Below are 24,487 nucleotides of genomic sequence, written 5' to 3'. Positions count from 1 at the left end.
TCATGACTACGCTACATTTTGCCGAAGGCCTGCGCGAGCTCGTGGGCGGTGTGGACGTCGTGCTCAGCGACATCTGGGGCGTGGTCCATAACGGACTGGAATCCTTCCCCGAAGCCTGCGAGGCGCTGCACACCTATCGCAGCCGCGGCGGTACGGTGATCCTGATCACCAACGCGCCGCGCCCGGCCGACTCCGTACAGCGGCAATTGCGCAAGCTCGGTGTCCCCGATGAGACCTATGACGCGATCGTATCTTCAGGCGACCTGACCAGGCTCTATGTCGCCGAGCATCCCGGCCGCAAGATGTTCTGGCTTGGCCCCGAGCGCGACAATTCGATCTACCGCGGCCTCGATGCCGTGACCGCGCCGCTGGAGGAAGCCGACTACATCGTCTGCACCGGCCTCTATGACGACGAGACCGAGACGGCGGAAGACTATCGCGGCATGATGCTGAAGGCACGCGAGCGCAAGCTGACGCTGGTCTGCGCCAATCCCGACATCGTGGTGGAACGCGGCGACCGGCTGATCTATTGCGCCGGGGCGATCGCGGAGCTCTACCGCGAGCTCGGCGGCGACGTGATCTTCTATGGCAAACCGCACCGGCCGATCTACGAGCGCGCCATGTCACTCGCCGGGGAACGCCAGGGCTACCAGATCGACCGCAAGAAGGTGCTGGCGATCGGGGATTCCGTCCGCACCGACCTGACCGGCGCGCGCGAATTCGGCATCGACTGCCTGTTCGTGACCCGCGGCATCCATGCCGAGGAGTTCGAAGGTCTTGACCAGCTCGACCCGACATCGGTCGTGGAATTGTTCGGCCACCCGCCGAAGGCGCTGATGCGCGAATTGAAGTGGTGACGGCGCGGATGACCGCGCAGGCACTTCGGGCTTAGACCGATTGCCTAAGTGTCCGACGCCGTCATGGCCGGGCTTGACCCGGGGCCATCCACGTCTCTTTGCAAACGCGGATGCCCGGGACGAGCCCGGGCATGATGATCTCAACAAATGAATGTTGTCAGACGAGGCGCGCTTACGCGCTCGCCATGTCCGGGAAGACCGCCTCGATCTTGGTCTTCAGCGTCGCCGCATTGAACGGCTTGACGATGTAGTTGTTCACGCCGGCCTTTTTGGCCGCGATCACGTTCTCGGTCTTGGATTCTGCCGTGATCATGATGAAGGGCGTAGTGGCGAGGTTCGGATCCGCGCGGACTTCGCGCAGGAGGTCGTAACCCGTCATCGGCTCCATGTTCCAGTCGGAGATCACGAGCCCGTACTTCTTGCCACGCATCTTGTTCAGCGCTGCCGAACCGTCGCTGGCATCATCGATGTTCTCGAAGCCAAGCTGCTTCAGCAGATTCCGGATGATACGGATCATGGTGCTGTAGTCATCCACCACCAGAACCGGCATCGACAAATCAACCGCCATCTCGACTCCCCCAACGCAAACCCAGGAATATTAGGATCCGGACCTGCCAGGCCGGAGCCCGGCAGTTCCACGCCTCAAGGACTAGCATCAAGGCGTTAAACAGCGCGTTAATTGCGGACATCGCCAAAGGACTGAAATCGTGTTCAATCTCTGCGCTCCCCCGCTTGACTCCCTCAGGCCGGTCGAGCCACGGTCCGGGCCGGTCCTGCCCGGTTCGAGAAATTCCCCTGATGGCTCCGCCTTTTACCGTTATCCGCGACACAACGCCGGATTCCGCGATTCCGAGGGGCGCCGTGGTCGCCATGGGCAATTTCGACGGCGTTCATCTTGGCCATCGCGCGGTGATCGCGGCAGCGCTGGAGATGGGCCGGACGCATGGCCGCCCTGCGCTGGCATTGACCTTCGAGCCGCATCCGCGGCGATTTTTCAGCCCCAACACCCCGCAATTCCGCCTGACGGACGAGCGGGCCAAGCTGCGGCTGTTGGCCGGCACCGGGCTGGCCGGCGCCGTGGTCATGACCTTCGACAAGGCGCGTGCCGGAACCACCGCGCAAGATTTCATTCACCATGACCTGATCGGGCGCCTCGGCGTCAGCGGCATCGCGGTCGGTTACGACTTCCATTTCGGCAAGGGGCGGGTCGGCTCGCCGAGCCTTCTCGTCAACGAGGCGCCCCGGCTCGGCATCGAGGTCGACGTGCAACCGCATGTCGATATCGACGAGCGGCCCGTCTCCTCCAGCGCGATCCGGATCGCCCTCGCCGAGGGCCAGCTCGACGACGCGACCACCATGCTGGGCGCGCCCTGGTTCATTACCGGCGAGGTCATCCATGGCGAAAAACGCGGCCGCGACCTCGGCTATCCCACCGCCAACATTCGCCTGGACGCCAATTGCGGGCTCAAGCACGGCATCTACGCGGTGCGGGTCGGCCGCGGTACCGAGCGGCTCGACGGCGTGGCCAGCTTCGGCCGCCGTCCGACCTTCGACAATGGCGCCCCGCTCCTGGAGATCTTCCTGTTCGACTTCAAGGGCGACCTCTACGGGCAGCTCCTCGACTGCGCCTTCATCGGCTTCATCCGCGAAGAGCTGAAATTCGACAGCCTTGAGGCCCTGATCCGCCAGATGGACGACGATTCCGCCCGCGCCCGCGCCATCCTGGCCGGCGCCCCGGACGCGTTTCCGAGGCTGGGCGTGATCGATTGAGCCCGAAACCGGGCCACCCGAACCTTTGCGCTTCCCTTGGCCCCCTGCTATGGAGTGCCCATGTTTGCGCGGCGCATCATAGGGATTAGCGGCCCGGCTTCCGCCTGAGCCTTTGGCTCGGCGCAAGACCGGGATTTTGTCGTTTCACTCCCGCGATTCCGCATCGCGATCCGTTCCCGCGCCCTTCCGAGCCAGTCAGCCTCATGTCCGAAAAGCCGCAGAAGTCCCAAAAGTCTGAAGCCAAAGACTATTCGAAAACCCTGTTCCTGCCGCAGACCGAATTCCCGATGCGGGCCGGCCTGCCGCAGCGTGAGCCGGAGATCCTCAAGCGCTGGTACGAGATCGGCCTCTACGAGAAGCTGCGCGAGGGCGCCAAGGGCCGCGCCAAATTCGTGCTGCATGACGGCCCGCCCTACGCCAACGGCAACATCCATATCGGCACTGCGCTGAACAAGATCCTGAAGGATCTCGTCACCAAGAGCCAGCAGATGCTCGGCTTCGATTCCAACTACGTGCCGGGCTGGGACTGCCACGGCCTGCCGATCGAGTGGAAGGTCGAGGAGGAGCACTACCGCAAGAAGGGCAAGCAGAAGCCCGACTTCCGCGACAGCGCCGCAATGATCGATTTCCGGAAGGAGTGCCGCGCCTATGCCACGCACTGGCTCGGCATCCAGCGCGAGGAGTTCAAGCGCCTGGGGGTGATCGGCGACTGGGACCATCCCTACGCCACCATGAGCTATCCCGCCGAAGCGCAGATCGCACGCGAGCTGATGAAGTTCGCCGCCAACGGCACGCTCTATCGCGGCTCCAAGCCGGTGATGTGGAGCGTGGTCGAGAAGACCGCGCTGGCCGAAGCCGAAGTGGAGTACGAGGACCACACCTCCGATACGGTGTGGGTGAAATTCCCGGTGACCTCGCCCGCGCACGGTGCGCTCGCCTCCGCAAGCGTCGTGATCTGGACCACCACGCCCTGGACGCTGCCCGGCAACCGCGCCATCTCGTTCTCGCCGAAGATCGCCTACGGTCTCTACAAGGTGACGGACGCGCCCGCCGACAATTGGGCCAAGACCGGCGACCTCCTCATCCTTGCCGACGCGCTCGCGGAAGAAGTCTTCAAGCAGGCGCGCGTGACGGCATATGAGAAGGTCCGCGAGGTCCCCGGCGACACCATGGACGCGATCGAATGTTCCCATCCGCTGAAGGGCCTTGGCGGCGGCTATGACTTCGTCGTGCCGCTGCTGCCCGGCGACCATGTCACCGACGACACTGGCACCGGCTTCGTGCACACGGCGCCCGGCCATGGCCGCGAGGACTTCGATGTCTGGATGGCGCAGGCGCGCGATCTCGATGCGCGCGGCATCAACACCGCGATCCCCTACACCGTCGACGAGAACGGCGCCTACACCGATCATGCCCCGGGTTTTGTCGGCAAGCGCGTCATCAACGACAAGGGCGAGAAGGGCGATGCCAACGAGGCCGTGATCAAGGCGCTCGTGGAAAAAGGCATGCTGCTCGCGCGCGGCCGGCTGAAGCATCAATATCCGCACTCCTGGCGCTCCAAGAAGCCGGTGATCTTCCGCAATACGCCGCAATGGTTCATCGCGATGGACAAGCCGATTGTGGACGCCCCGGGCAAAGCCGGGGCTACGGACATCGCGATGGCCGGCAACGCGAAGAGCGGCGACACGCTGCGCGCCCGCGCGCTGCACGCGATCTCGGTGACACAATGGGTGCCGCCATCGGGCGAGAACCGTATCAACGGCATGATCGAGGCGCGGCCGGACTGGGTGATCTCGCGCCAGCGCGCCTGGGGCGTGCCGATCGCCGTGTTCGTGCGCGAGAAGGGTGACGGCTCCGCCGAGATCCTCCAGGACGAAGCCGTCAATGCGCGCATCGGTGAAGCGTTCGAGAAAGAAGGCGCCGACGCATGGTACGCGAAGGGCGCGCGCGAGCGTTTCCTCGGGGCGCGCGCGAACGAAGACTGGCAGAAGGTCGACGACATCCTCGACGTCTGGTTCGATTCAGGCTCGACCCACGCCTTCGTGCTCGAAGACCCCGTGCATTTCCCGGGGCTATCAGGCATCAAGCGCAAGGTCGACGGCGGCACCGACACGGTGATGTATCTGGAAGGCTCGGACCAGCACCGCGGCTGGTTCCACTCCTCGCTGCTGGAAAGCTGCGGCACGCGCGGACGCGCGCCCTACGACATCGTGCTGACCCACGGCTTCACCCAGGCCGAGGACGGCCGCAAGATGTCGAAGTCGCTCGGCAACACCATCGAGCCGCAGGCCGTCATCAAGGAATCCGGCGCCGACATCCTGAGGCTCTGGGTCGCATCCAGCGACTACACTGACGACCAGCGCATCGGCCCCGAGATCCTGAAGAACACGGTCGAGACCTATCGCAAGCTGCGCAACACCGTGCGCTGGATGCTGGGCACGCTGCATCACTACAAGCCGGCCGACGCAGTCGCGCCCGCCGAGATGCCCGAGCTGGAGCGCCTGATGCTGCACGAGCTCGCGGTGCGCGCCGGCGCGATCGGCAAGGCCTATCGGGAGTTCGACTACAAGACCGTGGTCGCGATCCTGTCCGCCTTCCTGAACAGCGAGCTCTCCGCGTTCTACTTCGACATCCGCAAGGACACCCTTTACTGCGATCCGCCCTCTTCGCTGGCGCGCAAGGCGGCGCTGACGACCATCGACCTGTTGTGCGCCTCGATCCTGAAATGGCTGGCGCCGATCCTCAGCTTCACCGCGGAGGAGGCCTGGCGCATGTACCGGCCCGACGCCGAGCCGTCCGTGCATCTGACGCTGTTCCCGACCGACCTGGAAGACCTGCGCGACGACAGGCTCGCCGCAAAATGGGAGACGATCCGCAACGTCCGCCGCGTCGTCACCGGGGCGCTCGAGCTCGAACGCGCCGCCAAGAACATCGGCTCCTCGCTCGAGGCGTCGCCGGTGATCTATGTCGCCGACCGCGACATGCTGATGACGCTGTTCGACACCGATCTCGCCGAGATCTGCATCACCTCGAACTACGAGGTGCGGGAGGGCGAGGCGCCGGCTTCGGCGTTCCGTCTCGATGCCGTGCCCGGCGTTGCGGTCGTGGTGGAGAAGGCGGTCGGCACCAAATGCGCCCGCTCCTGGAAGATTTCGCCGATGGTCGGCGAAGACCCTGAATACCCCGACGTCACCCCGCGCGATGCGAAGGCGCTGCGCGAATGGAAGGCGCTGGGGGTGGGCGTCTGATCCCCGACCATGACCCCGCTCCGCGCCGGCATCCTCTCAGCCCTGGTCACGCTGGTGGCCGACCAGGCCTCGAAGCTCTGGCTCTTGAACGTGTTCGACCTCGCCCGTCGCGGCGCGGTGCGGGTGACGCCATTCTTCGACCTGGTGCTGGCCTGGAACATCGGAATCAGCTTCGGCTGGCTCCAGAACGACAGCCAGGCAGCGCAGCTCGCGCTGATGGCCGTCAAAGGTATCGCGGTGGTCGCGCTGGCGATCTGGATGGCCCGCTCGCACACCATGCTTGCGACGATCGCGCTCGGCCTGATCATCGGCGGCGCCATCGGTAACGGCATCGACCGCCTAGCCTATGGCGCTGTGGTGGATTTCGCCCTGCTCCACATCGAGATCGCCGGAAAAACCTATAATTGGTATGTGTTTAACCTCGCGGACGTGGCCATCGTTGCTGGGGTGGCGGCGCTATTGTATGATTCCTTCCTGGGGGTACCCGCCGCAAAAGCGCCCTGATCCCGGCCGATACGGACCGGCGGTGGAACCCGGCCTTTGCGAGGATGAGCGCCGCGTGCGCGCGGCAATCTGCCACAATATGGAACAGGTAAAGCAATGCGCAGCGCGATAACCAGCGATTCGATGGTGCGAGACCCCCGGTGGGGGCTCTGGCGGGCATTGAAATTGTCCGCTGTCGCACTTGGCATCGGTCTCGTCATGTCGACCGGCGCGGCCCGCGCCGGTGACGACGACGAGGAAGACGATATGACCTTCGAAGAGAGGCTCATCGACAATCTGATGTCCGGCATCGGCGCCAAGAGCATGGAAAAGAAGGGCATCGAATACCGCGAGCGCTCGCCGCTGGTCGTGCCGCCCAAGCTCGATCTGCCGCCGCCTGCGACCGAAGCCAAGGCTGCGCCGAACTGGCCCAAGGACCCCGAAGAAAAGCGCCGCAAGGAAGCCATCGCCGCGCGCAAGAAGGCCACCAAGGCAACGGAGAACTGGCAGGCCGCCCAGCCGCTGACGCCTGCCGAGATGAAGGCCGGCCAGGTCGCCGCAGCGCCCCGCACGAGTAACGATCCGATTCAGCCGGGCACCAACGGCAACCCCTCGCTGAGCCCCGCCGAGCTCGGCTTCACCGGCGGCCTGTGGAACATGATGAAGGGTGGCAGCAGCTCCGAGTCCAAGGAGTTCACGTCGGAGCCGCCGCGCCAGTCGCTGGTCGAGCCGCCGCCGGGCTACCAGACGCCGTCGCCGAACTACGCCTATGGCGCCGGGCCGGACAAGTCGCGGCGGATGTACTACGACATCATGTCCGGCAAGGACAAGGAACAATAGCGTTCCTGTCCACTGCGACATCCTGACAAAAGCGAAGCCGGCGCCTCCCTGCGCGCCCGGCGCAGCCGTAAATTGCCTATCAGTAACTTGCCTACGAGATGCGTTCTCTGCTTCGTGACGCGAAGCCTCAGCCGCACGGTGTAGCATGCCGTGCCTCCGAGCCGGACATCCGGGCTCGGCCTTTCAAAAGGATCATGATGTCCTCTTACCGATCGGCTGCCTGCCTCCTTGCCGCGCTGCTTTCGACGAGTGTCCTCTCAGCCGGCACGTCCCTCGCCCAGACCACGGTAACATCGGCTCCGCCCGCCAGCTTCACGCTCAGCAACGGCATGCAGGTCGTGGTGATCCCGGATCACCGCACGCCCGTCGTCACCGAGATGATCTGGTACAAGGTCGGCTCGGCGGACGAGACCCCCGGCAAATCCGGGCTCGCGCACTTCCTCGAGCACCTGATGTTCAAGGGCACCTCGAAGCATCCGGCCGGAGAATTCTCCCAGACCGTGCTTCGCATCGGCGGCAACGAGAACGCCTCGACCTCGGTCGACTACACCAATTACTACCAGCGTGTGCCGAAAGAGCAGTTGCCGACCATGATGGAGTTCGAGGCCGACCGCATGACGGGCCTCGTCCTCAAGGACGAGAACGTGCTGCCCGAGCGCGACGTCGTGCTCGAAGAGTACAACATGCGCGTCGCCAACAATCCGGATGCGCGGCTGAACGAGCAGATCATGGCCGCGCTCTATCTCAACCATCCCTACGGGCGTCCGGTGATCGGCTGGCATCAGGAGATCGAAAAGCTCGATCGCGAGGATGCGCTTGCCTTCTATCGCCGCTTTTATGCGCCGAACAACGCGATCCTGGTGATCGCCGGTGACGTCGACGCCGCCGAAATCCGCCCGCTGGTCGAACGCAATTTCGGCTCCATCCCGGCACAGCCCGCGATCCCGGCACGCCGCGTCCGTCCGCAGGAGCCGGAGCCCGCCGCACCGCGCACCGTCACGCTGGCCGACCCGCGCGTCGAGCAGCCGAGCATGCGGCGCTATTATCTGGTGCCCTCCGCGACCACGGCGGCAGCCGGCGAAAGCGCGGCCCTCGACGTGCTGGCGCAGCTGATGGGCAGCGGCAGCAATTCCTATCTCTACCGCGCGCTCGTCGTCGACAAGCCGCTCGCGGTGTCCGCCAACGCCAGCTATTCGAGCATCTCGCTCGACCCGACCCAGTTCGCGATCTCGGCCGCGCCGAAACCCGGCGTCAGCTTCGCAGAAGTGGAGCAGGCGGTCGATGGTGTCATTGCCAGCGTTGCGCAGAACCCGATCCGCGCCGAGGATCTGGAACGCGTGAAGACCCAGCTCATCGCCGAGGCGATCTATGCCCAGGACAACCAGGCGGTGCTGGCGCGCTGGTACGGCGGCGCGCTGACCACGGGCCTGTCGATCGAGGACATCAGGAGCTGGCCCGACCGCATCCGCGCCGTCACCGCCGAGCAGGTTCGCGCCGTCGCGCAGAAATGGCTTGAGAAGAAGCGCTCGGTGACGGGCTATCTGATCAAGGACACCGCTACCGCCAAGCGCGAGGAGAAGCGTTCGTGACCTATCCCTTCCTTCGACGCGTTGCATTCTCCCTTGCCGCCGGCGCGGCGCTCGCGCTCGCCGCCGTCTCGCCGTCACATGCCGCCGCAAAAATCCAGCGCCTGATCTCGCCCGGCGGCATCGAAGCCTGGTTCGTGCAGGACGCGACTGTGCCGCTGATCGCGATGGAATATTCCTTCGCCGGCGGTTCGTCCCAGGATCCCAAGGACAAGCCGGGCGTCGCCAATCTGGTCGGTGATCTCCTCGACGAAGGCTCCGGCGATCTCGATTCCAAGTCGTTCCATGAACGGCTCGACCGCCGCGCCATCGAGCTCTCGTTCAACGCCACCCGCGATACGTTTCGCGGCAGCCTGCGCATGCTGCGCGACAACAAGGACGAGGCCTTCGACCTGCTCAGGGGCGCGCTGACCTCGCCGCAATTCAACACCGCCGACGTCGAACGTATCCGCTCGCAGGTCATCTCGGGCCTGCGCCGCGAGACCACCAATCCGACCTCGCTGGCGAGCCGCAAATTCCTGGAAGTCGCCTTTGGCGAGCATCCTTACGGCCGGCAGACCAACGGCAACCTCGACAGCGTGCCGACCATCACGGTCGGCGACATGAGGGATTATGTCGGCCGTGTCCTCGCCAAGGATGGGCTGAAGATCGCGGTCGTCGGCGACGTCGATCCGGCGACCCTGGGCAAGCTGCTCGACCACACATTCGGCAGCCTGCCTGCCAAGGCCAATCTGACGCCGGTCCCCGATGTCGAGGCTGCAAAGCCGCCGCAACGCACCTTCGTGACACTCGACGTGCCGCAGACCGTGATCACCTTCGGCGGCCCCGGGGTGAAACGCAGCGATCCGAACTTCATGGCGGCCTATGTCGTCAACCACATCCTCGGCGGCGGCGGCCTGTCCTCCCGGCTCTATCGCGAAGTGCGCGAGAAGCGCGGGCTGGCCTATTCGGTGTTCGAATCGCTGCTCTGGATGGAGCATTCGGCGATCTTCATCGGCAACACCGGCACGCGCGCCGACCGCGCCGGCGACACCATCGACGCCATCGAGAAGGAGGTGCGCCGCATGGCCGAGGAGGGCCCGACGCAGAAGGAGCTCGATGAGGCCAAGTCCTACCTCAAGGGTTCGCAGATGCTGGCGCTCGACACCTCCTCCAAGCTGGCACAGGCGCTGCTGCAATATCAGCAGGACAAGCTGCCGATCGACTATATCGAGAAGCGCAACGCCATCGTCGACGCCGTGACGCTGGACGACGCCAAGACGGCCGCCAAGCGGTTGTGGGGCCAGGGCCTCCTCACCGTCGTCGTCGGCCGCGCCCCGCAGGCTGCGGCGCAACCGGCGGCTGCGACGCCGAAGTCGAACTGATCTGTTCTCCACACGCTCCCTGAATGGCCGGGCTCGTCCCGGCCATTTGCGTTTGCGTGAGCACCATTGCCGAACCTGGACGTCCGCGATATGTCCGGACACCACGGATGGTGCCCACATGCTGCGGATATCCCGCGATCTCGTCATCGACGAGGACGACATCGAGATTGGCTTTGTCCGCGCCTCCGGCCCGGGCGGGCAGAACGTCAACAAGGTCGCGACCTCGGCACAGCTGCGCTTCGACACGCGCAAGCTGACCTTGCCGGAGGACGCGGCCCTGCGGCTTGCGCGCCTTGCCGGCCAGCGCATGACCAAGGACGGCGTCATCGTGATCCAGGCGCAGCGCTTCCGCACCCAGGAGCGCAACCGCCAGGATGCCATCGACCGTCTCACGGAGATGCTGCGCGAGGCGATGATCAGGCCGACGCCGCGGCGCGCGACGCGGCCGACCTTCGCCTCCAAGCAGCGCCGGCTCGAGGGCAAGAAGCGCCGCAGTGACGTCAAGGCAGGACGCGGCCGGAGCTTCGACGACTAACTGGCGCGGCAAAGAGCTCCGGCCGCGAGGCGACCGGAGCTATGCCGATTCGCCCGGCGAGACTAGTAACGTTTGGACGGGGCTGCGCCGCCCGTCGCGGCATCGTCGGCCACTCCCTTGTGCGTAGCGCTGCCCGTGGTACCGACCGTGCCCCTTGTGCCTTTGGTCGACTTCATGCCGGTCTTCTCACCCGCCGCGCCCGCCTGCGGACTCATTTCTTCGTCGCCGCTGCCCATGGTGCTGCCCTGCATCGGTTTGCTCTGCACGGTGCCGCCTGTCTTGGCAGGTGGCGCGCCTTGCGCGAGAACGGGCGTGGCAGCGAGAGCCGATAGAGCGCATGCGATCATCGAGGTCTTGACCAACTTCATCCATTTCTCCTGGATTCCTTCGCGAGGAACGGCTCGGCGGCTCCCCACACCGCTCATCTGCACCGGCCATGTCATCGCGTAGAGAGTTCGAGCGGCGTGATCGTCATGCAATCCCGATGGTGTGGTGATCGTTTAGGGATTTGACGGCGGTTTCGCGGAATTGTGCTCCGCATATAAGGCGCCGCGGAACATCACACGGCCCAAGACATCTCCGTTCGCCGCGAAACAGCCCGCTACTACCACCTCATCTCTGACGCCGATTAGAGTTTGCACACGCTGGATTTGACGTGGATGAGCAAGCTCTTGGCGATGCGCGCGATCGTGCTGGGATTGTGCACCGCGATGGTGCTGATGGTGCGAGGCGCCGACGCGCAGATGCCGCTGCCGGCGGCAAAGCCGCCGGATGGCGCGACGCTGTTCAGGCAGCAATGCGCGGCGTGCCATACCACAAATCTGTCGGATCCGATGCGGCAAGGTCCGCCGCTGGTCCGGATCGTGGGCCGCGCTGCCGGCAAGGTCGAAGGCTTTCATTATTCAGACGGTCTCGCCAAAGCTGACTTCACCTGGGACGAGGCCCGGCTGGACGCGTGGCTGGCCAATCCGCAAGCCGTCATTCCTGGTGTGATCATGGCCTATCGGCAGGCCAGGCCCGAGACACGCGCCGCCATCATCACTTACCTCAAGGAGCTGAACTGAATGGCAAAGCCAGTCCATTCCATGATCCGCGTGCTGGAGGAGGCGCGCTCGCTCGACTTCTACAAGCGTGCCTTCGGCCTGGAGGTCACCGACCATTTGAAGTTCGCGGATTTCGCCCTGATCTATCTGCGTCACCCCTCCTCGCCTTTCGAGGTCGAGCTGACGGTGAATTTCGATCGCAAGGAGCCGTACCAGCTCGGCGACGGCTACGGCCATCTCGCCGTGGTGGTCGAAGACATCGATGCCGAGCATGCCCGCTTCGAACGCGAAAAGCTCGCACCAGGCCCCTTGCGCGATTTCAAGCATGACGGCCGAACATTGGCGCGCTTCTTCTTCGTCAGTGATCCCGATGGCTACAAGATCGAAGTGATCCAGCGGGGCGGCCGCTTCAACTGATCAAACCAAAATCAAAAATCTACGGAGGACATGCCATGAGAGAAATCGATCGTCGAAGCAAGCACAGCCGCCGCGTCTTTCTCAAGGGCGCGGCAACCGCCGTGCCGGTCGCGGCCGTTGCGACCAGCGTCGGTGTCAGCATCGATGACGCCTGGGCCGAGGAGACGAGCGCGCTCTCGCCCGCGACGATGAAGACGCTGCTGAAGGTCGCGCGCGACATCTATCCGCACGACGTGCTCGGCGACAGCTACTACATCACCGCGGTCAAGCCCTGGGACGGCAAGGCGGCGAAGGATCCCGCCGTCAAATCGCTGATCAGCGACGGCATTGCGCGGCTCGATCAGAACGCGCGCGACCGCCACAAGGTGCCTTATGTCGAAGTGGCCTGGGAAGCCGACCGCGTGGTGCTCCTGAAGGAGATCGAGCAAAGCGACTTTTTCCAGAAGGTGCGCGGCGATCTCGTCGTCTCGCTCTACAACCAGAAAGAGGTATGGCCGCGGTTCGGATATGAGGGCTCCTCCGCCGAGCTCGGCGGCTACATCAACCGCGGCTTTGCCGACATCGACTGGCTGCCGAAGGCTTAGATCGCCACCCCAACGGTTCAGGAGAACGCATATGGCAAAATTCGATCTGAACGACTCCGGCGTCGTGGTGATCGTCGGCTCCGGCGCCGGCGGCGGCACGCTGGGCAACGAGCTCGCGCAGAAAGGCGTCAAGGTCGTCATTCTCGAGGCAGGTCCCCGCATCGAGAACCACGACTTCATCAACGACGAATGGGAGAGCTTCTCCCAGCTCGCCTGGACCGATGCGCGCACCACGTCGGGCACATGGCGCGTCGCCAAGGATTTTTCGGGCCTTCCCGCCTGGATCGTCAAGGCGGTCGGCGGCTCGACCGTACATTGGGCCGGCGCCTCGCTGCGCTTCGACGAGCACGAGTTCAGGGTGAAGAGCACCTACGGCAACATTCCCGGCGCGAACCTGCTGGACTGGCCGGTCACGCTCGCCGAGATGGAGGCGTGGTACGCCAAGGCCGAGAACAAGATGGGCGTGACTCGCACCAACGGCATTCCCGGCCTGCCCGGCAACAATAACTTCAAGGTGCTGGAGGCCGGCGCGAAGAAGCTCGGCTACAAGACCGTGCACACCGGCAACATGGCGATCAACAGTCAGCCGCGCGACGGACGGGGCTCGTGCCAGCAGATCGGGTTCTGCTTCCAGGGCTGCAAATCCGGCGCCAAATGGTCGACGCTCTACACCGAGATCCCCAAGGGCGAGGCAACCGGCAATCTCGAGGTCCGTCCCGGCAGCATGGTGGTAAAGATCGAGCATGACGCAAGCGGCAAGGTCACCGGTGTCGTCTACGCCGACGAGCAAGGCGCGATGCAGCGTCAGAGGGCGCGCATCGTTGCGGTGGCCGGCAACTCCATCGAGAGCCCGCGGCTGCTGCTCAACAGCGCCTCGCCCATGTTCCCCGATGGCCTCGCCAACTCCAGCGGTCAGGTCGGCCGCAACTACATGCGTCACATGACCGGCAGCGTCTACGCGGTGTTCGAGAAGTCGGTGCACATGTATCGCGGCACCACCATGGCCGGCATCATCCGCGACGAGGCCGCCAACAACCCCAAGCGCGGCTTCGTCGGCGGCTACGAGATGGAGACGCTGTCGATCGGCTTGCCGTTCATGGCGGCGTTCCTCAACCCCGGCGCCTGGGGACGCTCGTTCACGTCCGCGCTCGACGGCTACCCGCGCATGGCCGGCATGTGGCTGGTCGGCGAGGACATGCCGCAGGAGACCAACCGCATCACGCTCGATCCGGTCGTGAAGGACAAGTTCGGTCAGCCGGTCGCGAGCGTGCATTTCGACGATCATCCCAACGATGTCGCGATGCGCGCGCATGCCTACAAGCAGGGCGCCGCGGTCTACGACGCCGTCGGCGCCACCGTGACCTATCCGACGCCGCCCTATCCGAGCACGCACAATCTCGGCACCAACAGGATGAGTGAGAAGCCCCGGGACGGCGTCGTCAACAAGTTCGGGCAGAGCCACGACATCAAGAACCTGTTCGTCTCCGATGGCAGCCAGTTCACCAGCGGCGCGGCCTGCAACCCGACGCTGACCATCGTCGCGCTCGCGATCCGGCAGGCGGACTACATCGCCGGTGCGATGCAGAAGAAGGAGATTTGATCTCACCTGGCATTGCCAGGGCGATATTGAGGAGAGATTGCCTGCTCACACGCCAAGGTGTCGTCCCGGCCTGGTGCGCGATTGCGCATCAGGCTGGAGCGACATCGAGAATGCGGGTGTGGCTCTCGCTGTAGGGACTATTCGGCCGCGTCGAGAATGGGCGCAACAATTGCCTTGAACTCCCGGACCGGCGCAACGCTTCGAGATCGGTAGATCAGACAGGAGCAGCGCAGCAGCGAGGCAAAATTGTTGACCTCGCCATGATGGTCGAGCACCTCGTTGTAGAGCGTGGTCAGGAACTTGCCGAGGCTCATGCTCTCCTTGGCCGCGATCTCCTCCAGCGTGTCCCAGAACGCCATTTCCAGACGGATCGACGTGCAGTGCCCACCGATCCGCAAAGACCGTGTCTGGGATTCGTAGTCGCGTTGGGGCTGATGCGCGAAGAGATGGCACATGGCGTCCTCCCGTCCTGTTGCCGTTTTTTCACGATGCTACACCGCTGCCCGGCGCCTCACAATCACAACCACGGCCGAAAGCCGGCGCATCGACACCGCGGCACTGTCCCGAACGTCCAATGTCTTCAATGTGATAGGGGGCCTTCTTCCCCAGCCCGTCACGCGGCTGTTGCCCAACGCATGCTTTTGACGCAACACGGCCTAGAATAGACCATCAGCGAATCCAAGACCGAGCCCGATCGAATTCATGCCCGTCCGCCAATTGCCAGAACAGGTCGTCAACCGCATCGCCGCCGGCGAGGTGGTCGAACGTCCGGCGAGCGTGGTCAAGGAGCTGGTCGAGAACGCCATTGATGCCGGCGCGAGCCGGATCGACGTTTTCACTGATGGCGGCGGGCGGCGGCGGATCGGCATTACCGACGACGGCAGCGGCATGACCGCAAAGGACCTCTCGCTCGCGGTCGAGCGCCACGCCACCTCCAAGCTTGACGACGAGGACCTGCTCCAGATCCGCACCCTCGGGTTCCGCGGCGAGGCCCTGCCCTCGATCGGTTCGGTGGCGCGGCTGTCCATCACCACGCGACATGCCGGCGAACCGCATGCCTGGGCTCTCACGGTCGAGGGCGGCGAGAAGTCCGAGATCATGCCGGCGGCGCTGGCCCACGGCACCCGCGTCGAGGTTGGCGACCTCTTCTATGCGACGCCGGCGCGGCTGAAGTTTTTGAAGACCGACCGCACCGAGGCGGAAGCCATCCGCGAGGTGGTGCGGCGCCTCGCCATGGCCCGGCCCGACATTGCCTTCACGCTCGCGGGCGAGGAGCGCGCGCCGGTGACCTGGTCCGCCGCCCTGCCCGGCGCCGCCGGACGGCTGACCCGGCTCGGCGATATTCTGGGGGCCGAATTCCGCAGCCACGCCATCGAGGTTCATGCCGAGCGCGAAGGTGTGGTCGTCGACGGCTATGCGGCGGCGCCGGCGCTGACCAAGGCCAACGCGCTCGGGCAATATCTCTTCGTGAACGGCCGGCCGGTCCGCGACAAGCTCATTCTCGGCGCTGTGCGCGCGGCCTATTCCGACTACCTGCCGCGCGATCGCCACCCGGTGCTGGCGCTGTTCGTCACGCTCGACCCGCGCGAGGTCGATGCCAACGTGCATCCGGCCAAGACCGAGGTGCGCTTCCGCAACGCCGGCCTTGTGCGCGCACTGATCGTGCACGGGCTGAAGGAAGCCCTCGCGCGCGAGGGCCGGCGCACCGCCGCCAACAGCGGCGAGAGCGCATTGTCCTCGTTCCGGCCTGCCTTCACGCCGCGCCCCGCTAGCTGGGACTGGCGGGCCTCGCCAGCCGCGGTCGCGCCCTGGCCGTCCTTCGAAGGCGCCGCCGCCCCCGCCTTCGCCGAGCGCGTGCAGGCTGCATTCGATGTCGGCGCGCCCAGCGCGGACGTGCGATTCGAATCGCAGCCAACCGGCGACCTCGTCGATCGCCCGCTCGGCGCAGCGCGCACGCAGATCCACGAGACCTACATCGTCTCGCAGACCCGCGACGGCCTGATCATCGTCGACCAGCACGCCGCGCATGAGCGCATCGTCTACGAGCGGCTGAAGGCCTCGCTGGCTGCCAACGGCGTGCAGCGGCAGATCCTCCTGATCCCCGAGATCGTCGAGATGGACGAGGCGACCGTCGAGCGCCTGCTCGAGCGCAGCGAGGAACTAGCCTCGTTCGGCCTCGCCATCGAATCCTTCGGCCCTGGCGCGGTCGCGGTGCGCGAGACGCCGTCGCTGCTCGGCAAGACCAATGCGGGCGGACTCTTGCGCGACCTCTCCGAGCACATGGCCGAGTGGGACGAGGCGCTGCCGTTGGAGCGCCGCCTGATGCACGTCGCCGCCACCATGGCCTGCCACGGCTCGGTGCGCGCCGGCCGCAGGCTCAGACCGGAGGAGATGAACGCGCTGCTCCGCGAGATGGAGGAGACGCCGAACTCCGGCCAGTGCAATCACGGCCGGCCGACCTATGTCGAGCTGAAGCTGAGCGACGTGGAGAAGCTGTTCGGGCGGAGGTAGCCCCGGCCTTGTAGGATGGGTCGAGCGTAGCGAAACCCATCAATTCCACCCACGCGGCGAGACGATGGGTTTCGCTACGCTCTACCCATCCTATGGCTTCCGCAGAAACACGAACTCGGTATCGTCATACGCGCGCCGCTCCAGCTCCTCGTATCCTTCCGGCGTCACGAACTGCGCGGCCTTCGCCTCCTCCACCACCAGCAGCGCGCCCGGCGTGAGCCAGCCGCCGTCGCGCAGGCTCGCGAGCGCCTTCTCCGCAAATCCCTTGCCATAGGGCGGATCGAGGAACACCAGCGAGAACGGCTCGACGGGATGCGCAGGGCCGAGATCGGTGGCATCGCGGCGATAGACCTTGGTGACGCCGCCGAGGCCGAGCGCCTCGACATTGTTACGGAGCAGCGCACGCGCCTCGGCACCGTTGTCGACGAACAGCGTAAACTTGGCGCCGCGCGAGGCCGCCTCGATGCCGAGCGCCCCGGTGCCGGCGAAGAGATCGAGCACGCGCGCGTCCTGGATCGGATCCTCATAGGCATGCACGAGGATGTTGAACACGGACTCGCGCAGGCGGTCCGCCGTGGGGCGGATGTCGCGCGAGGACGGCGAGGCCAGATTACGCCCCTTCAAGCGACCGCCGACGACGCGCATCTACATGACTCCGTCATGCCCGGGCTTGTCCCGGGCATCCACGTTCTTCAAGCCGGAAAGCAAGCAAGGCGTAGATGGCCGGGTCAAGCCCGGCCATGACGACCTGTGGCGGAGCGTCGGCATCATCTCGGCCATCGGCCTTACTCGCCGTCCCGCGGCGTCAGGTCGCGCTTGCCGTGATAGCCGCGCTTGGGACGGCGTGGCGGGCCATGGCCGGCCGCGTCCATCTCGTTGCGCTCGCGCGCCTCCTCGCTGCCGGTGCGCTGCACCAGCACGCGGCGGCCCTTGCGGTCGTTGATCACGGCGCGCTTGCTGGCGGGCTTGTTCTCGCGGGGCGCATCATCATCGGCCGCAGACGATTTCTGCGGCACATCGAACTGCGCGCCCGATTTCTCGATCACCTTGTCGCCGAGCTGCTCGCGCAGCACGCGCGAGCGGACCTCCTCGACCTGGCCCTCGGGGACCTCGCCGAGCTGGAACGGGCCGTAGGAGACCCGGATCAGTCGGTTCACCTCGAGCCCGAGATGGGCGCAGACATTGCGCACCTCGCGGTTCTTGCCTTCGCGGATTGCGAACACCAGCCAGACATTGGCGCCCTGGTCGCGCTCCAGCGTCGCCTCGATCGGGCCGTACTTGACGCCCTCGATCTCGATGCCGTTCTTGAGCTCGTCGAGCTGCGCCTGGGTGACGTCGCCATGGGCGCGGACGCGGTAGCGGCGCAGCCAGCCGGTGTCGGGCAGCTCGAGCGTGCGCGCGAGCCCGCCGTCATTGGTGAGCAGCAACAGGCCCTCGGTGTTGAAGTCGAGCCGGCCGACGCTGATCAGGCGCGGCAGGCCTTCGGGCAGGTTGTCGAACACGGTCGGACGTCCCTCGGGGTCGTCATGCGTCGTCATCAGGCCGCGTGGCTTGTGATAGAGGAACAGCCGCGTGCGCTCGCGCGGCGGCAACGGCTTGCCGTCGACGGCGACGGCGTCGTTCTGCGTGACATCGAGCGCCGGCGAGTTGATCACGCGGCCGTTGACGGTGACGCGGCCCTGCGTGACCATCTCCTCGGCGTCGCGGCGCGAGGCAAGGCCGGCGCGCGCCAGCACCTTTGCGATGCGCTCGCCGGCCTTCTTCGGCTTCGGCGCGTCTTCGCGACGCGGCCGCCCCTCGAAATCGCGATCGCGCTGACGATAGGCGCCGCGGCCGCCGAAGGCGGGGCGCTTCTCGAAAATCCTGCTCTCATCCTCGTTTTCGCGGCGCGGACGATCGCCGAAACGGCCTTCGCTGCGCGGATGCTCGTGCCAGTCGGAGCGGCCCTCGGAGCGCTCGCGTGGCCGACTGAATTTCGGGCGATCGCCGCCGCGCCCACCGCGCTCGCCCTCGGCATCACGACGAGGCCGATCGAATTTCTGGCGATCCTCGCGCGGCCGATCGAACTTGGGACGATCAGACCTGGGCCGATCAGATTTCGGCCGATCAAATTTGGGCCGCTCGCGGAACGGACGATCGCCCGGCGCGCGATCGTCGCGCGAACGCGAGAAACGCGGACGGTCCTCGCCGCCTTGCCGGTCGTCGCGCTTCTGCCACGGCTTCTCCTGGCTGCGGTCGCGGCCGCCGAAATCCTTGCGCGGCGGCCGATCGCCGCGGGAAGCCGCGTCGCGCTTCTGCCAGGGCTTTGAATCGCTGCGCTCGCCGCGATCGCGCGGGCGGTCGCTGCGATCCGGTCCGCCTCGCGAAAACTTCCGCTCGCCCTCGAACTTGCGCTCCGGGCGATCGCCACGCGGCGCGTAGGGCCGCTTCTCGCCGAACTTCCTCTCAGCGGAGCGACCTGCCGGACGGGAATCGTCGCGGCCATAGGACGGGCGATCACCGCGCGGCTTGAATGGCCGCTTCTCGCCGTCGCGCGAGGAGCGGTCGGAAAACGGGCGGTCGCCGCGCGGCTTGAAGCTGCGCTCGCCACGGCCTTCACTGCTGCGATCCTCGCGCTTGACGCGGGGACGATCACTGAAATCGCGGCGCGGGGCATCGCCCTCCTCGCGGCGGCGGAACGGACGATCCCCGCGGTCGGCGCGAGGTGGACGGCTGTCGCGGTCGCCGCGGGGCGGGCGGGGATCGCTCCTGCCCTCAGGGCCGCGCTTGGCGAACTTCTTCTCGGGGCCACGCGGCTTGCCGGACCGGCCCTTCGGCGGGCCTCCCCTTGCCGGGCCTCGCCGGCCGCGGGAATCGTTGTCTTTGTCGCTGTCGCGAGGCATGAATAATCTCACCTAGGGGGTAGCGCGATGAGCATTGTGCGCGCTCGCTGCGAGCCGCATGCTCAGGCAAAATCGGTATCCACTCTTGCTGAAGGCGGAGCTAGTAGCAGGTTTCTGGCGATGATACGAGGCATGAAAGCCCCTTCTTTCATGGATTTGGCGCTTCTGACGGCCGAAAATGCCGGAAAATCGGGCGAAGTTCCGATCGGATGCGTGGTGGTCCGCAATTACGAGGTCATCGCCACCGCCGCCAACCGGACGCTGACCGACCATGATCCGACCGCCCATGCCGAGATCATCGCGCTGCGCGAGGCCGCCGCGAAGATCGGCAGCGAGCGCCTCGTCGACTGCGACCTCTACGTGACGCTGGAGCCCTGCACCATGTGTGCGGGCGCGATCTCCTTTGCAAGGATCAGGCGGCTCTATTACGGCGCCGCCGATCCCAAGGGCGGCGCGGTGGAATCGGGCGTGCGCTTCTTTGCCTCCCCGACCTGCCACCACGCGCCGGACGTCTACTCCGGCGTCGGCGAGAGCGAGGCGGCGCGGCTGCTCAAGGAGTTCTTCCGGGAGCGGCGTTAACCCGCGGAGAAGAACTCGCGCAGCGCCTTCGCGGTCGCGTCAGGATTCTCCTCGGTCAGGAAGTGCCCGGAATCGACCGGCATGCCGTCCAGATTGGTCGCCCATTGCTTCCACGTGTCCAGCGGCGTCGCGGCGGCCTGGGCGATGCCGGCACTGCCCCACAGCGCCAGCATCGGGATCGTGATCTTCTTGCCGGCCTCGAAATCCGCCTTGTCGAGGTCGTAGTCGAAATAGGCGCCGGCGCGGTAGTCCTCGCACATCGCATGCACGCGGGCGGGATCGCGGAACGGGGCGAGGTAATGTTCGAGCGCGCGCGGGTCGATGGCGTCCAGCGTCTTCGACTTGGTCTGGCTCGCCATCTTGAAGCGCAGGAAGAACTCGCCATTGCTCGAAATCAGCGTCTCCGGCAGCGGATAAGGCTGCGCCAGGAAGGTCCAGTGATAGATCTTCAGGGCATAGGCGCGGTTCATCCGCTCCCAGTAATTATAGGTCGGCAGGATATCGAGCACGGCCAGACGCGACAGCCGGCCGGGATGGTCGAGCGCGAGGCGGTAGGAGACGCGGCCGCCGCGGTCGTGGCCGGCGAGCGCGAAATGCACATGGCCGAGACGCTCCATCGCCTCGACCATGGCTTTCGCCATCGCGCGCTTGCTGTAGGGCATGTGCAGCGCATCGCTCGCGGGCATGTCCGACCAGCCGTAGCCCGGCAGATCGGCGATGATCAGCGTGAAATGGTCGGCAAGCTCGGGCGCCACCTGGTGCCACATCACATGCGTCTCGGAGAAGCCGTGCAGCAGCAGCAGCGGCGGGCCCTTGCCGCCGACGCGGGCGAAGACGCGGCCGAAGGCGGTATCGATCCATTCGGCGGCAAAACCCGGATAGAGGTCGGCGAGGTCGGACATCTTCCTGCATCCTTGTCTGGTCAGTCCCGAAGCCGCCCCGACACACCAAAAATGTCGAAAACAACCCCATGCACAGTAGCGGTATTATCTGGGGGGCTACTAACCCCAACAGCTGATTGCACATTCTGGAATATCGATGTGGCGGCGCGGTGACACCAGAACCTCGAATCCCGCAATTGATGCGCTTTGCGGCCCGTCCGGAATGACGAGCCGATTGCTGTCAGTTCCCGGTCTTCTCCGCTTCCACCGCCTGCCAGCCGATGTCGCGGCGGCAGAAGCCCTCGGGCCAGTCGATCCGGTCGACGGCCTGGTAGGCGCGCTTCTGCGCCTCGGTCACCGTCTTGCCGAGCGCGCAGACATTGAGCACGCGGCCGCCATTGGCGAGGATCGCGCCGTCCTTCGCGACCGTGCCGGCGTGGAAGATCTCGACCGTCTCGACCCTGGCGGCCTCCTCCAACCCCTCGATGCGCGTGCCCTTCTGGTAGTCGCCGGGATAGCCCTTCGCCGCCATCACCACGGTGAGCGCGGAATCCGGATGCCAGCGCAGATCGAAATTCTTCAGCTGCCCATCGCAGGCCGCAAGGAAGGCCGGCACGATGTCGCTCATCATGCGCAGCATCAGGACCTGGCACTCGGGATCGCCGAAGCGCACGTTGAACTCGAACAGTTTTGGGCCCTGCGTCGTCAGCATGATGCCGGCATAGAGAATGCCGCGGAACGGCGTGCCGCGCTGCTTCATGCCTGATACCGTCGGCAGGATGATCTTCGCCATGATCGCGTCGTGGATCGCAGGCGTCACCAGCGGGGTCGGCGAATAGGCGCCCATGCCGCCGGTGTTCGGGCCGACGTCGTGGTCGAACACGCGCTTGTGGTCCTGCGCCGAAGCGAGCGGAATCGCGGTCTCGCCGTCGCACAGCGCGAAGAAGCTGATCTCGCGGCCGGGCAGAAACTCCTCGATCACGACCTCGGCGCCGGCCTCGCCAAAGGCGCCCTCGAACATCATGGCGATGGCGTCCTCGGCCTCGCGCACCGTCTTGGCGACCACGACGCCCTTGCCGGCGGCAAGCCCGTCGGCCTTCACCACGATCGGCGCGCCCTGGCTCTGGACATAGGCGCGCGCGTCATCGGCGTTGGTGAATCGCTCATAGGCACCGGTCGGAATGCCGAATTCGGTGCAGAGCGCCTTGGTGAACCCCTTGGAGCTTTCGAGCTGGGCCGCGACCTTGCTCGGCCCGAACGCCTTGATGCCGGCAGCGGTGAGATCATCGACGATGCCGGCCGCCAGCGGCGTTTCCGGCCCGACCACCACGAGCGCGACCTTGTTCGTCTTGCAAAAATCGATCACCGCGGCGTGGTCGGCGACATCAAGCGCGACGCATTCCGCCTCCTTCGCGATGCCGGCATTGCCGGGCGCGCACCAGAACTTGGTCACGAGGGGGGAGGCTGCGATCTTCCACGCCAGGGCATGTTCGCGGCCGCCGGAACCGAGCAGGAGAATGTGCATCGAGGGCTCAGGAATTGAGGGTTTTGCTGGGCGGAGGTCGCATGAATCGGGTTGGGGCTCAAGGGGGATCGCCCTGAACTCTCCGCCATTCCCGGGCGCGGCGAAGCCCTTCTTCCTTCTCCCCTTGTGGGATGCGCCACGCCGGGAAAAGGTCCATGAGCTCAATGACAGACGCCGCCAATGCCGGCCTAGTATCGGGAAACGGCTTTTTCGGGTGCTTCCAAGCGTCGCTTTCGGCGCGGTCGGCGCACGGCCATGCTGCTGGGATTGAGCTAAAGATAGGCCTGCAGCATCGGGCGCTGCGGCTAAGCGCAAGCCGCCCCCATCTGCGATACGCGCGCAGCGCTCTTCTAGGCTTCGCCGTCCGTCTCGCTTTCCTCAAGCGCGATCTTCATAAACTCGTTGGGATTGAACGTAACCTTATCTTTGGCGGGCACGAGGTGTTTTGTATCTAGCTCCAATCGGTGCACGCTCGTCCTGGGCAAGGCCAGCCTCGCCTGATGCGCTCGAGTTGAGCAATTTGGAAGCTGGGGATATGTCCCTTGCGGTTCTGCCAGAGCGAGCGAGCAGCGATAATCTCACCCTCACAACGCACGGGGCCGTTACGTCATGGCGTGGGCACGACCTGAACACTCGAAACGTCGCGTCAATGATGCCGGTGCATTGGTGGCGACCTGGGATTTGGGGTCCGAAAGTGACTTTTCGAAGTATCTTGAAGCTCTGGACATTGTGAACAACTGGCGCTCGGCCCACAACTTCCCTCTGAACACCTTCCACGTCGGCTTGAGGAGGAGAGGAAGACAAATCGATAGCGGGATAATCACAGCACAACGCATCAAACGTCTGTCCTCGATTGAGCACAAGCTGGATCGCTTCCCGACGATGACGCTTTCGCAGATGCAGGATATCGGGGGATGTCGCGCTATCATGAGATCGAGCAAGGCTGTGAGGCAGCTTTGCGAAGCTTATGCTTCCAGCGATCTAAAGCACACGCTGGCAGTGAACGACGATTATGTCGCTTCGCCGAAGCCCTCTGGTTATCGGGGCGTTCATCTCGTTTATAAATACTTCTCGGATCGCAAGGCCGACTACAACACGCTAAAGATCGAAATCCAGATTCGATCTCAGTTGCAGCACGCGTGGGCGACGGCAGTCGAGACCGTCGGCACGCTCCAGCAGCAGGCGCTCAAGTCCAGCCAAGGTGAGAAAGATTGGCTGCGATTCTTTGCGTTGGCCAGCAGCGCCTTTGCATTGCGGGAAGGCACGCCGCCTGTTCCGGGAACGCCGAGCGCCTATCGTGAGCTCGTCCGCGAAATGCGCGATTATGTGCGTCGGCTCGATTTAGCGAAGCGGTTGCAGGCCTACGGGCACGCGATGAAGCTATTGTCGAGCCCGCGGCACAACAGAGGAGACGATCACTACTTCCTTCTAGAGATGAATCCAGCCTTGATGTCCGTCCAGGTCACCACCTTCAAGTTCGCCGAATCGACATTGGCAAATCAAAAATATCTGGAAGTTGAACGCAAGCTGAAGGACGTCCCAGGCGCGGAGGCCGTGCTTGTCTCAGTCGATTCTCTGGACGCGGTTCGGAAGGCCTATCCGAATTATTTTCTTGATACGCAGGTGTTCGTGCGGCTTATTCAAGAGGCGACCAAAACGCTAACGCCGCCGCCGCGTCCCTCAAGGAGGCCCCCCGACACAAGGCAGCTCGATTTGTTCAAGTAGTAGCGCTACCCTGTCCCACTGTCACGCTTCCAGCTCCAGTCGGTGCTGAGCCGGTAC

At 65.1% G+C, this 24,487-nt stretch carries 22 protein-coding genes; 15 read left to right on the top strand and 7 right to left on the bottom strand.

Annotated elements, in window-relative coordinates; genetic code table 11:
* The first annotated feature begins 2 nt into the window (after positions 1-2).
* Positions 3-857, top strand: a complete 855-nt coding sequence (locus tag FJV43_RS22680; protein WP_239621150.1) for a TIGR01459 family HAD-type hydrolase — start codon at positions 3-5, stop codon at positions 855-857.
* Between the two features lie 172 nt (positions 858-1,029).
* Here FJV43_RS22680 and FJV43_RS22675 read toward each other — a convergent pair whose 3' ends face one another.
* On the bottom strand, positions 1,030-1,425 hold the full coding sequence (locus FJV43_RS22675) for a response regulator (RefSeq protein WP_008567674.1): 396 nt from the start codon (positions 1,423-1,425) through the stop codon (positions 1,030-1,032).
* Positions 1,426-1,655: 230 nt separating this feature from the next.
* Here FJV43_RS22675 and FJV43_RS22670 point away from each other — a divergent pair, with 230 nt between their 5' ends.
* The 7 genes from FJV43_RS22670 (at position 1,656) to arfB (ending at position 10,683) form a co-directional block, all read left to right on the top strand.
* Complete coding sequence (locus tag FJV43_RS22670) at positions 1,656-2,627, top strand: bifunctional riboflavin kinase/FAD synthetase (protein WP_239621148.1); 972 nt, start codon at positions 1,656-1,658, stop codon at positions 2,625-2,627.
* A gap of 203 nt (positions 2,628-2,830) precedes the next feature.
* Positions 2,831-5,875 (top strand): isoleucine--tRNA ligase, encoded by a 3,045-nt coding sequence (gene ileS / locus FJV43_RS22665; protein ID WP_239621146.1) that lies wholly within the window; start codon positions 2,831-2,833, stop codon positions 5,873-5,875.
* 9 nt (positions 5,876-5,884) lie between these two features.
* Positions 5,885-6,379, top strand: a complete 495-nt coding sequence (gene lspA, locus FJV43_RS22660) for a signal peptidase II (protein ID WP_239621144.1) — start codon at positions 5,885-5,887, stop codon at positions 6,377-6,379.
* 96 nt (positions 6,380-6,475) lie between these two features.
* Positions 6,476-7,198, top strand: coding sequence for a hypothetical protein (locus FJV43_RS22655; protein WP_239621143.1), 723 nt, complete (start codon positions 6,476-6,478; stop codon positions 7,196-7,198).
* Between the two features lie 197 nt (positions 7,199-7,395).
* Positions 7,396-8,787, top strand: coding sequence for a pitrilysin family protein (locus FJV43_RS22650; RefSeq protein WP_239629556.1), 1,392 nt, complete (start codon positions 7,396-7,398; stop codon positions 8,785-8,787).
* Positions 8,784-10,148, top strand: coding sequence for a pitrilysin family protein (locus FJV43_RS22645; protein ID WP_239621141.1), 1,365 nt, complete (start codon positions 8,784-8,786; stop codon positions 10,146-10,148). Before FJV43_RS22650 ends, FJV43_RS22645 begins: the two co-directional genes overlap by 4 nt.
* 118 nt (positions 10,149-10,266) lie before the next feature.
* Entirely contained in the window at positions 10,267-10,683 is a 417-nt protein-coding gene (arfB, locus tag FJV43_RS22640) for an alternative ribosome rescue aminoacyl-tRNA hydrolase ArfB (RefSeq protein WP_239621139.1), read from the top strand.
* 62 nt (positions 10,684-10,745) lie between these two features.
* On the opposite strand, the gene FJV43_RS22635 is transcribed toward arfB, so the two are convergent.
* The gene (locus FJV43_RS22635) at positions 10,746-11,051 is read right to left on the bottom strand and encodes a hypothetical protein (protein WP_239621138.1); all 306 of its coding nucleotides are present in this window, start codon (positions 11,049-11,051) and stop codon (positions 10,746-10,748) included.
* 309 nt (positions 11,052-11,360) lie between these two features.
* Here FJV43_RS22635 and FJV43_RS22630 point away from each other — a divergent pair, with 309 nt between their 5' ends.
* From FJV43_RS22630 to FJV43_RS22615, 4 genes are read left to right on the top strand one after another with little or no spacing between them, the layout of a single operon-like run.
* On the top strand, positions 11,361-11,747 hold the full coding sequence (locus FJV43_RS22630) for a c-type cytochrome (RefSeq protein WP_239629554.1): 387 nt from the start codon (positions 11,361-11,363) through the stop codon (positions 11,745-11,747).
* Complete coding sequence (locus FJV43_RS22625; RefSeq protein WP_061877409.1) at positions 11,748-12,143, top strand: VOC family protein; 396 nt, start codon at positions 11,748-11,750, stop codon at positions 12,141-12,143.
* 35 nt (positions 12,144-12,178) lie between these two features.
* Positions 12,179-12,727 (top strand): gluconate 2-dehydrogenase subunit 3 family protein, encoded by a 549-nt coding sequence (locus FJV43_RS22620; protein WP_239621136.1) that lies wholly within the window; start codon positions 12,179-12,181, stop codon positions 12,725-12,727.
* Between the two features lie 31 nt (positions 12,728-12,758).
* Positions 12,759-14,327, top strand: a complete 1,569-nt coding sequence (locus FJV43_RS22615) for a GMC family oxidoreductase (protein WP_239621134.1) — start codon at positions 12,759-12,761, stop codon at positions 14,325-14,327.
* Positions 14,328-14,464: 137 nt separating this feature from the next.
* Here FJV43_RS22615 and FJV43_RS22610 read toward each other — a convergent pair whose 3' ends face one another.
* Positions 14,465-14,782: a ribbon-helix-helix domain-containing protein gene (locus tag FJV43_RS22610; protein ID WP_194391492.1), complete on the bottom strand. Its 318-nt coding sequence runs from the start codon at positions 14,780-14,782 to the stop codon at positions 14,465-14,467.
* A 247-nt stretch (positions 14,783-15,029) separates the two neighbouring features.
* Here FJV43_RS22610 and mutL point away from each other — a divergent pair, with 247 nt between their 5' ends.
* Complete coding sequence (gene mutL / locus FJV43_RS22605) at positions 15,030-16,838, top strand: DNA mismatch repair endonuclease MutL (RefSeq protein WP_239621133.1); 1,809 nt, start codon at positions 15,030-15,032, stop codon at positions 16,836-16,838.
* A gap of 90 nt (positions 16,839-16,928) precedes the next feature.
* Here the strand turns inward: mutL and rsmD are convergent, their stop codons facing one another.
* The gene (gene rsmD, locus FJV43_RS22600) at positions 16,929-17,483 is read right to left on the bottom strand and encodes a 16S rRNA (guanine(966)-N(2))-methyltransferase RsmD (protein ID WP_239621131.1); all 555 of its coding nucleotides are present in this window, start codon (positions 17,481-17,483) and stop codon (positions 16,929-16,931) included.
* 140 nt (positions 17,484-17,623) lie between these two features.
* Positions 17,624-19,720: a pseudouridine synthase gene (locus FJV43_RS22595; protein WP_239621129.1), complete on the bottom strand. Its 2,097-nt coding sequence runs from the start codon at positions 19,718-19,720 to the stop codon at positions 17,624-17,626.
* A 120-nt stretch (positions 19,721-19,840) separates the two neighbouring features.
* Here FJV43_RS22595 and FJV43_RS22590 point away from each other — a divergent pair, with 120 nt between their 5' ends.
* Complete coding sequence (locus FJV43_RS22590) at positions 19,841-20,299, top strand: nucleoside deaminase (RefSeq protein ID WP_035678381.1); 459 nt, start codon at positions 19,841-19,843, stop codon at positions 20,297-20,299.
* On the opposite strand, the gene FJV43_RS22585 is transcribed toward FJV43_RS22590, so the two are convergent.
* Both FJV43_RS22585 and purD read right to left on the bottom strand, forming a co-directional pair.
* Positions 20,296-21,201 carry an alpha/beta hydrolase gene (locus FJV43_RS22585; RefSeq protein ID WP_239621128.1) on the bottom strand — a complete coding sequence of 302 codons (906 nt, stop codon included), beginning with the start codon at positions 21,199-21,201 and terminating at the stop codon, positions 20,296-20,298. The genes FJV43_RS22590 and FJV43_RS22585 overlap by 4 nt on opposite strands.
* 220 nt (positions 21,202-21,421) lie before the next feature.
* Complete coding sequence (gene purD / locus FJV43_RS22580) at positions 21,422-22,705, bottom strand: phosphoribosylamine--glycine ligase (RefSeq protein WP_239621126.1); 1,284 nt, start codon at positions 22,703-22,705, stop codon at positions 21,422-21,424.
* Positions 22,706-23,314: 609 nt separating this feature from the next.
* Between purD and FJV43_RS22575 the strand changes: the two genes are divergently transcribed.
* Positions 23,315-24,430 carry a RelA/SpoT domain-containing protein gene (locus FJV43_RS22575; RefSeq protein ID WP_239621124.1) on the top strand — a complete coding sequence of 372 codons (1,116 nt, stop codon included), beginning with the start codon at positions 23,315-23,317 and terminating at the stop codon, positions 24,428-24,430.
* Positions 24,431-24,487 lie beyond the last annotated feature (57 nt).

Origin of the sequence: Bradyrhizobium sp. I71 (genome assembly GCF_022354745.1) — a bacterium.
GTDB lineage: Bacteria > Pseudomonadota > Alphaproteobacteria > Rhizobiales > Xanthobacteraceae > Bradyrhizobium > Bradyrhizobium liaoningense.
Note: the sequence above shows the minus strand (reverse complement) of the source record. Positions and strands in the feature narration are given on the sequence as shown.

Coding starts and splice junctions, on each gene's coding strand:
- ileS (WP_239621146.1), top strand. CDS start 2,831: ATGTCCGAAAAGCCGCAGAAGTCCCAAAAGTCTGAAGCCAAAGACTAT.
- FJV43_RS22585 (WP_239621128.1), bottom strand. CDS start 21,201: ATGTCCGACCTCGCCGACCTCTATCCGGGTTTTGCCGCCGAATGGATC.
- FJV43_RS22610 (WP_194391492.1), bottom strand. CDS start 14,782: ATGTGCCATCTCTTCGCGCATCAGCCCCAACGCGACTACGAATCCCAG.
- FJV43_RS22595 (WP_239621129.1), bottom strand. CDS start 19,720: ATGCCTCGCGACAGCGACAAAGACAACGATTCCCGCGGCCGGCGAGGC.
- rsmD (WP_239621131.1), bottom strand. CDS start 17,483: ATGCGCGTCGTCGGCGGTCGCTTGAAGGGGCGTAATCTGGCCTCGCCG.
- FJV43_RS22625 (WP_061877409.1), top strand. CDS start 11,748: ATGGCAAAGCCAGTCCATTCCATGATCCGCGTGCTGGAGGAGGCGCGC.
- FJV43_RS22650 (WP_239629556.1), top strand. CDS start 7,396: ATGTCCTCTTACCGATCGGCTGCCTGCCTCCTTGCCGCGCTGCTTTCG.
- FJV43_RS22655 (WP_239621143.1), top strand. CDS start 6,476: ATGCGCAGCGCGATAACCAGCGATTCGATGGTGCGAGACCCCCGGTGG.
- purD (WP_239621126.1), bottom strand. CDS start 22,705: ATGCACATTCTCCTGCTCGGTTCCGGCGGCCGCGAACATGCCCTGGCG.
- FJV43_RS22615 (WP_239621134.1), top strand. CDS start 12,759: ATGGCAAAATTCGATCTGAACGACTCCGGCGTCGTGGTGATCGTCGGC.
- FJV43_RS22575 (WP_239621124.1), top strand. CDS start 23,315: ATGGCGTGGGCACGACCTGAACACTCGAAACGTCGCGTCAATGATGCC.
- FJV43_RS22635 (WP_239621138.1), bottom strand. CDS start 11,051: ATGAAGTTGGTCAAGACCTCGATGATCGCATGCGCTCTATCGGCTCTC.
- mutL (WP_239621133.1), top strand. CDS start 15,030: ATGCCCGTCCGCCAATTGCCAGAACAGGTCGTCAACCGCATCGCCGCC.
- FJV43_RS22675 (WP_008567674.1), bottom strand. CDS start 1,425: ATGGCGGTTGATTTGTCGATGCCGGTTCTGGTGGTGGATGACTACAGC.
- arfB (WP_239621139.1), top strand. CDS start 10,267: ATGCTGCGGATATCCCGCGATCTCGTCATCGACGAGGACGACATCGAG.
- FJV43_RS22680 (WP_239621150.1), top strand. CDS start 3: ATGACTACGCTACATTTTGCCGAAGGCCTGCGCGAGCTCGTGGGCGGT.
- FJV43_RS22590 (WP_035678381.1), top strand. CDS start 19,841: ATGATACGAGGCATGAAAGCCCCTTCTTTCATGGATTTGGCGCTTCTG.
- FJV43_RS22670 (WP_239621148.1), top strand. CDS start 1,656: ATGGCTCCGCCTTTTACCGTTATCCGCGACACAACGCCGGATTCCGCG.
- lspA (WP_239621144.1), top strand. CDS start 5,885: ATGACCCCGCTCCGCGCCGGCATCCTCTCAGCCCTGGTCACGCTGGTG.
- FJV43_RS22620 (WP_239621136.1), top strand. CDS start 12,179: ATGAGAGAAATCGATCGTCGAAGCAAGCACAGCCGCCGCGTCTTTCTC.
- FJV43_RS22630 (WP_239629554.1), top strand. CDS start 11,361: ATGCGCGCGATCGTGCTGGGATTGTGCACCGCGATGGTGCTGATGGTG.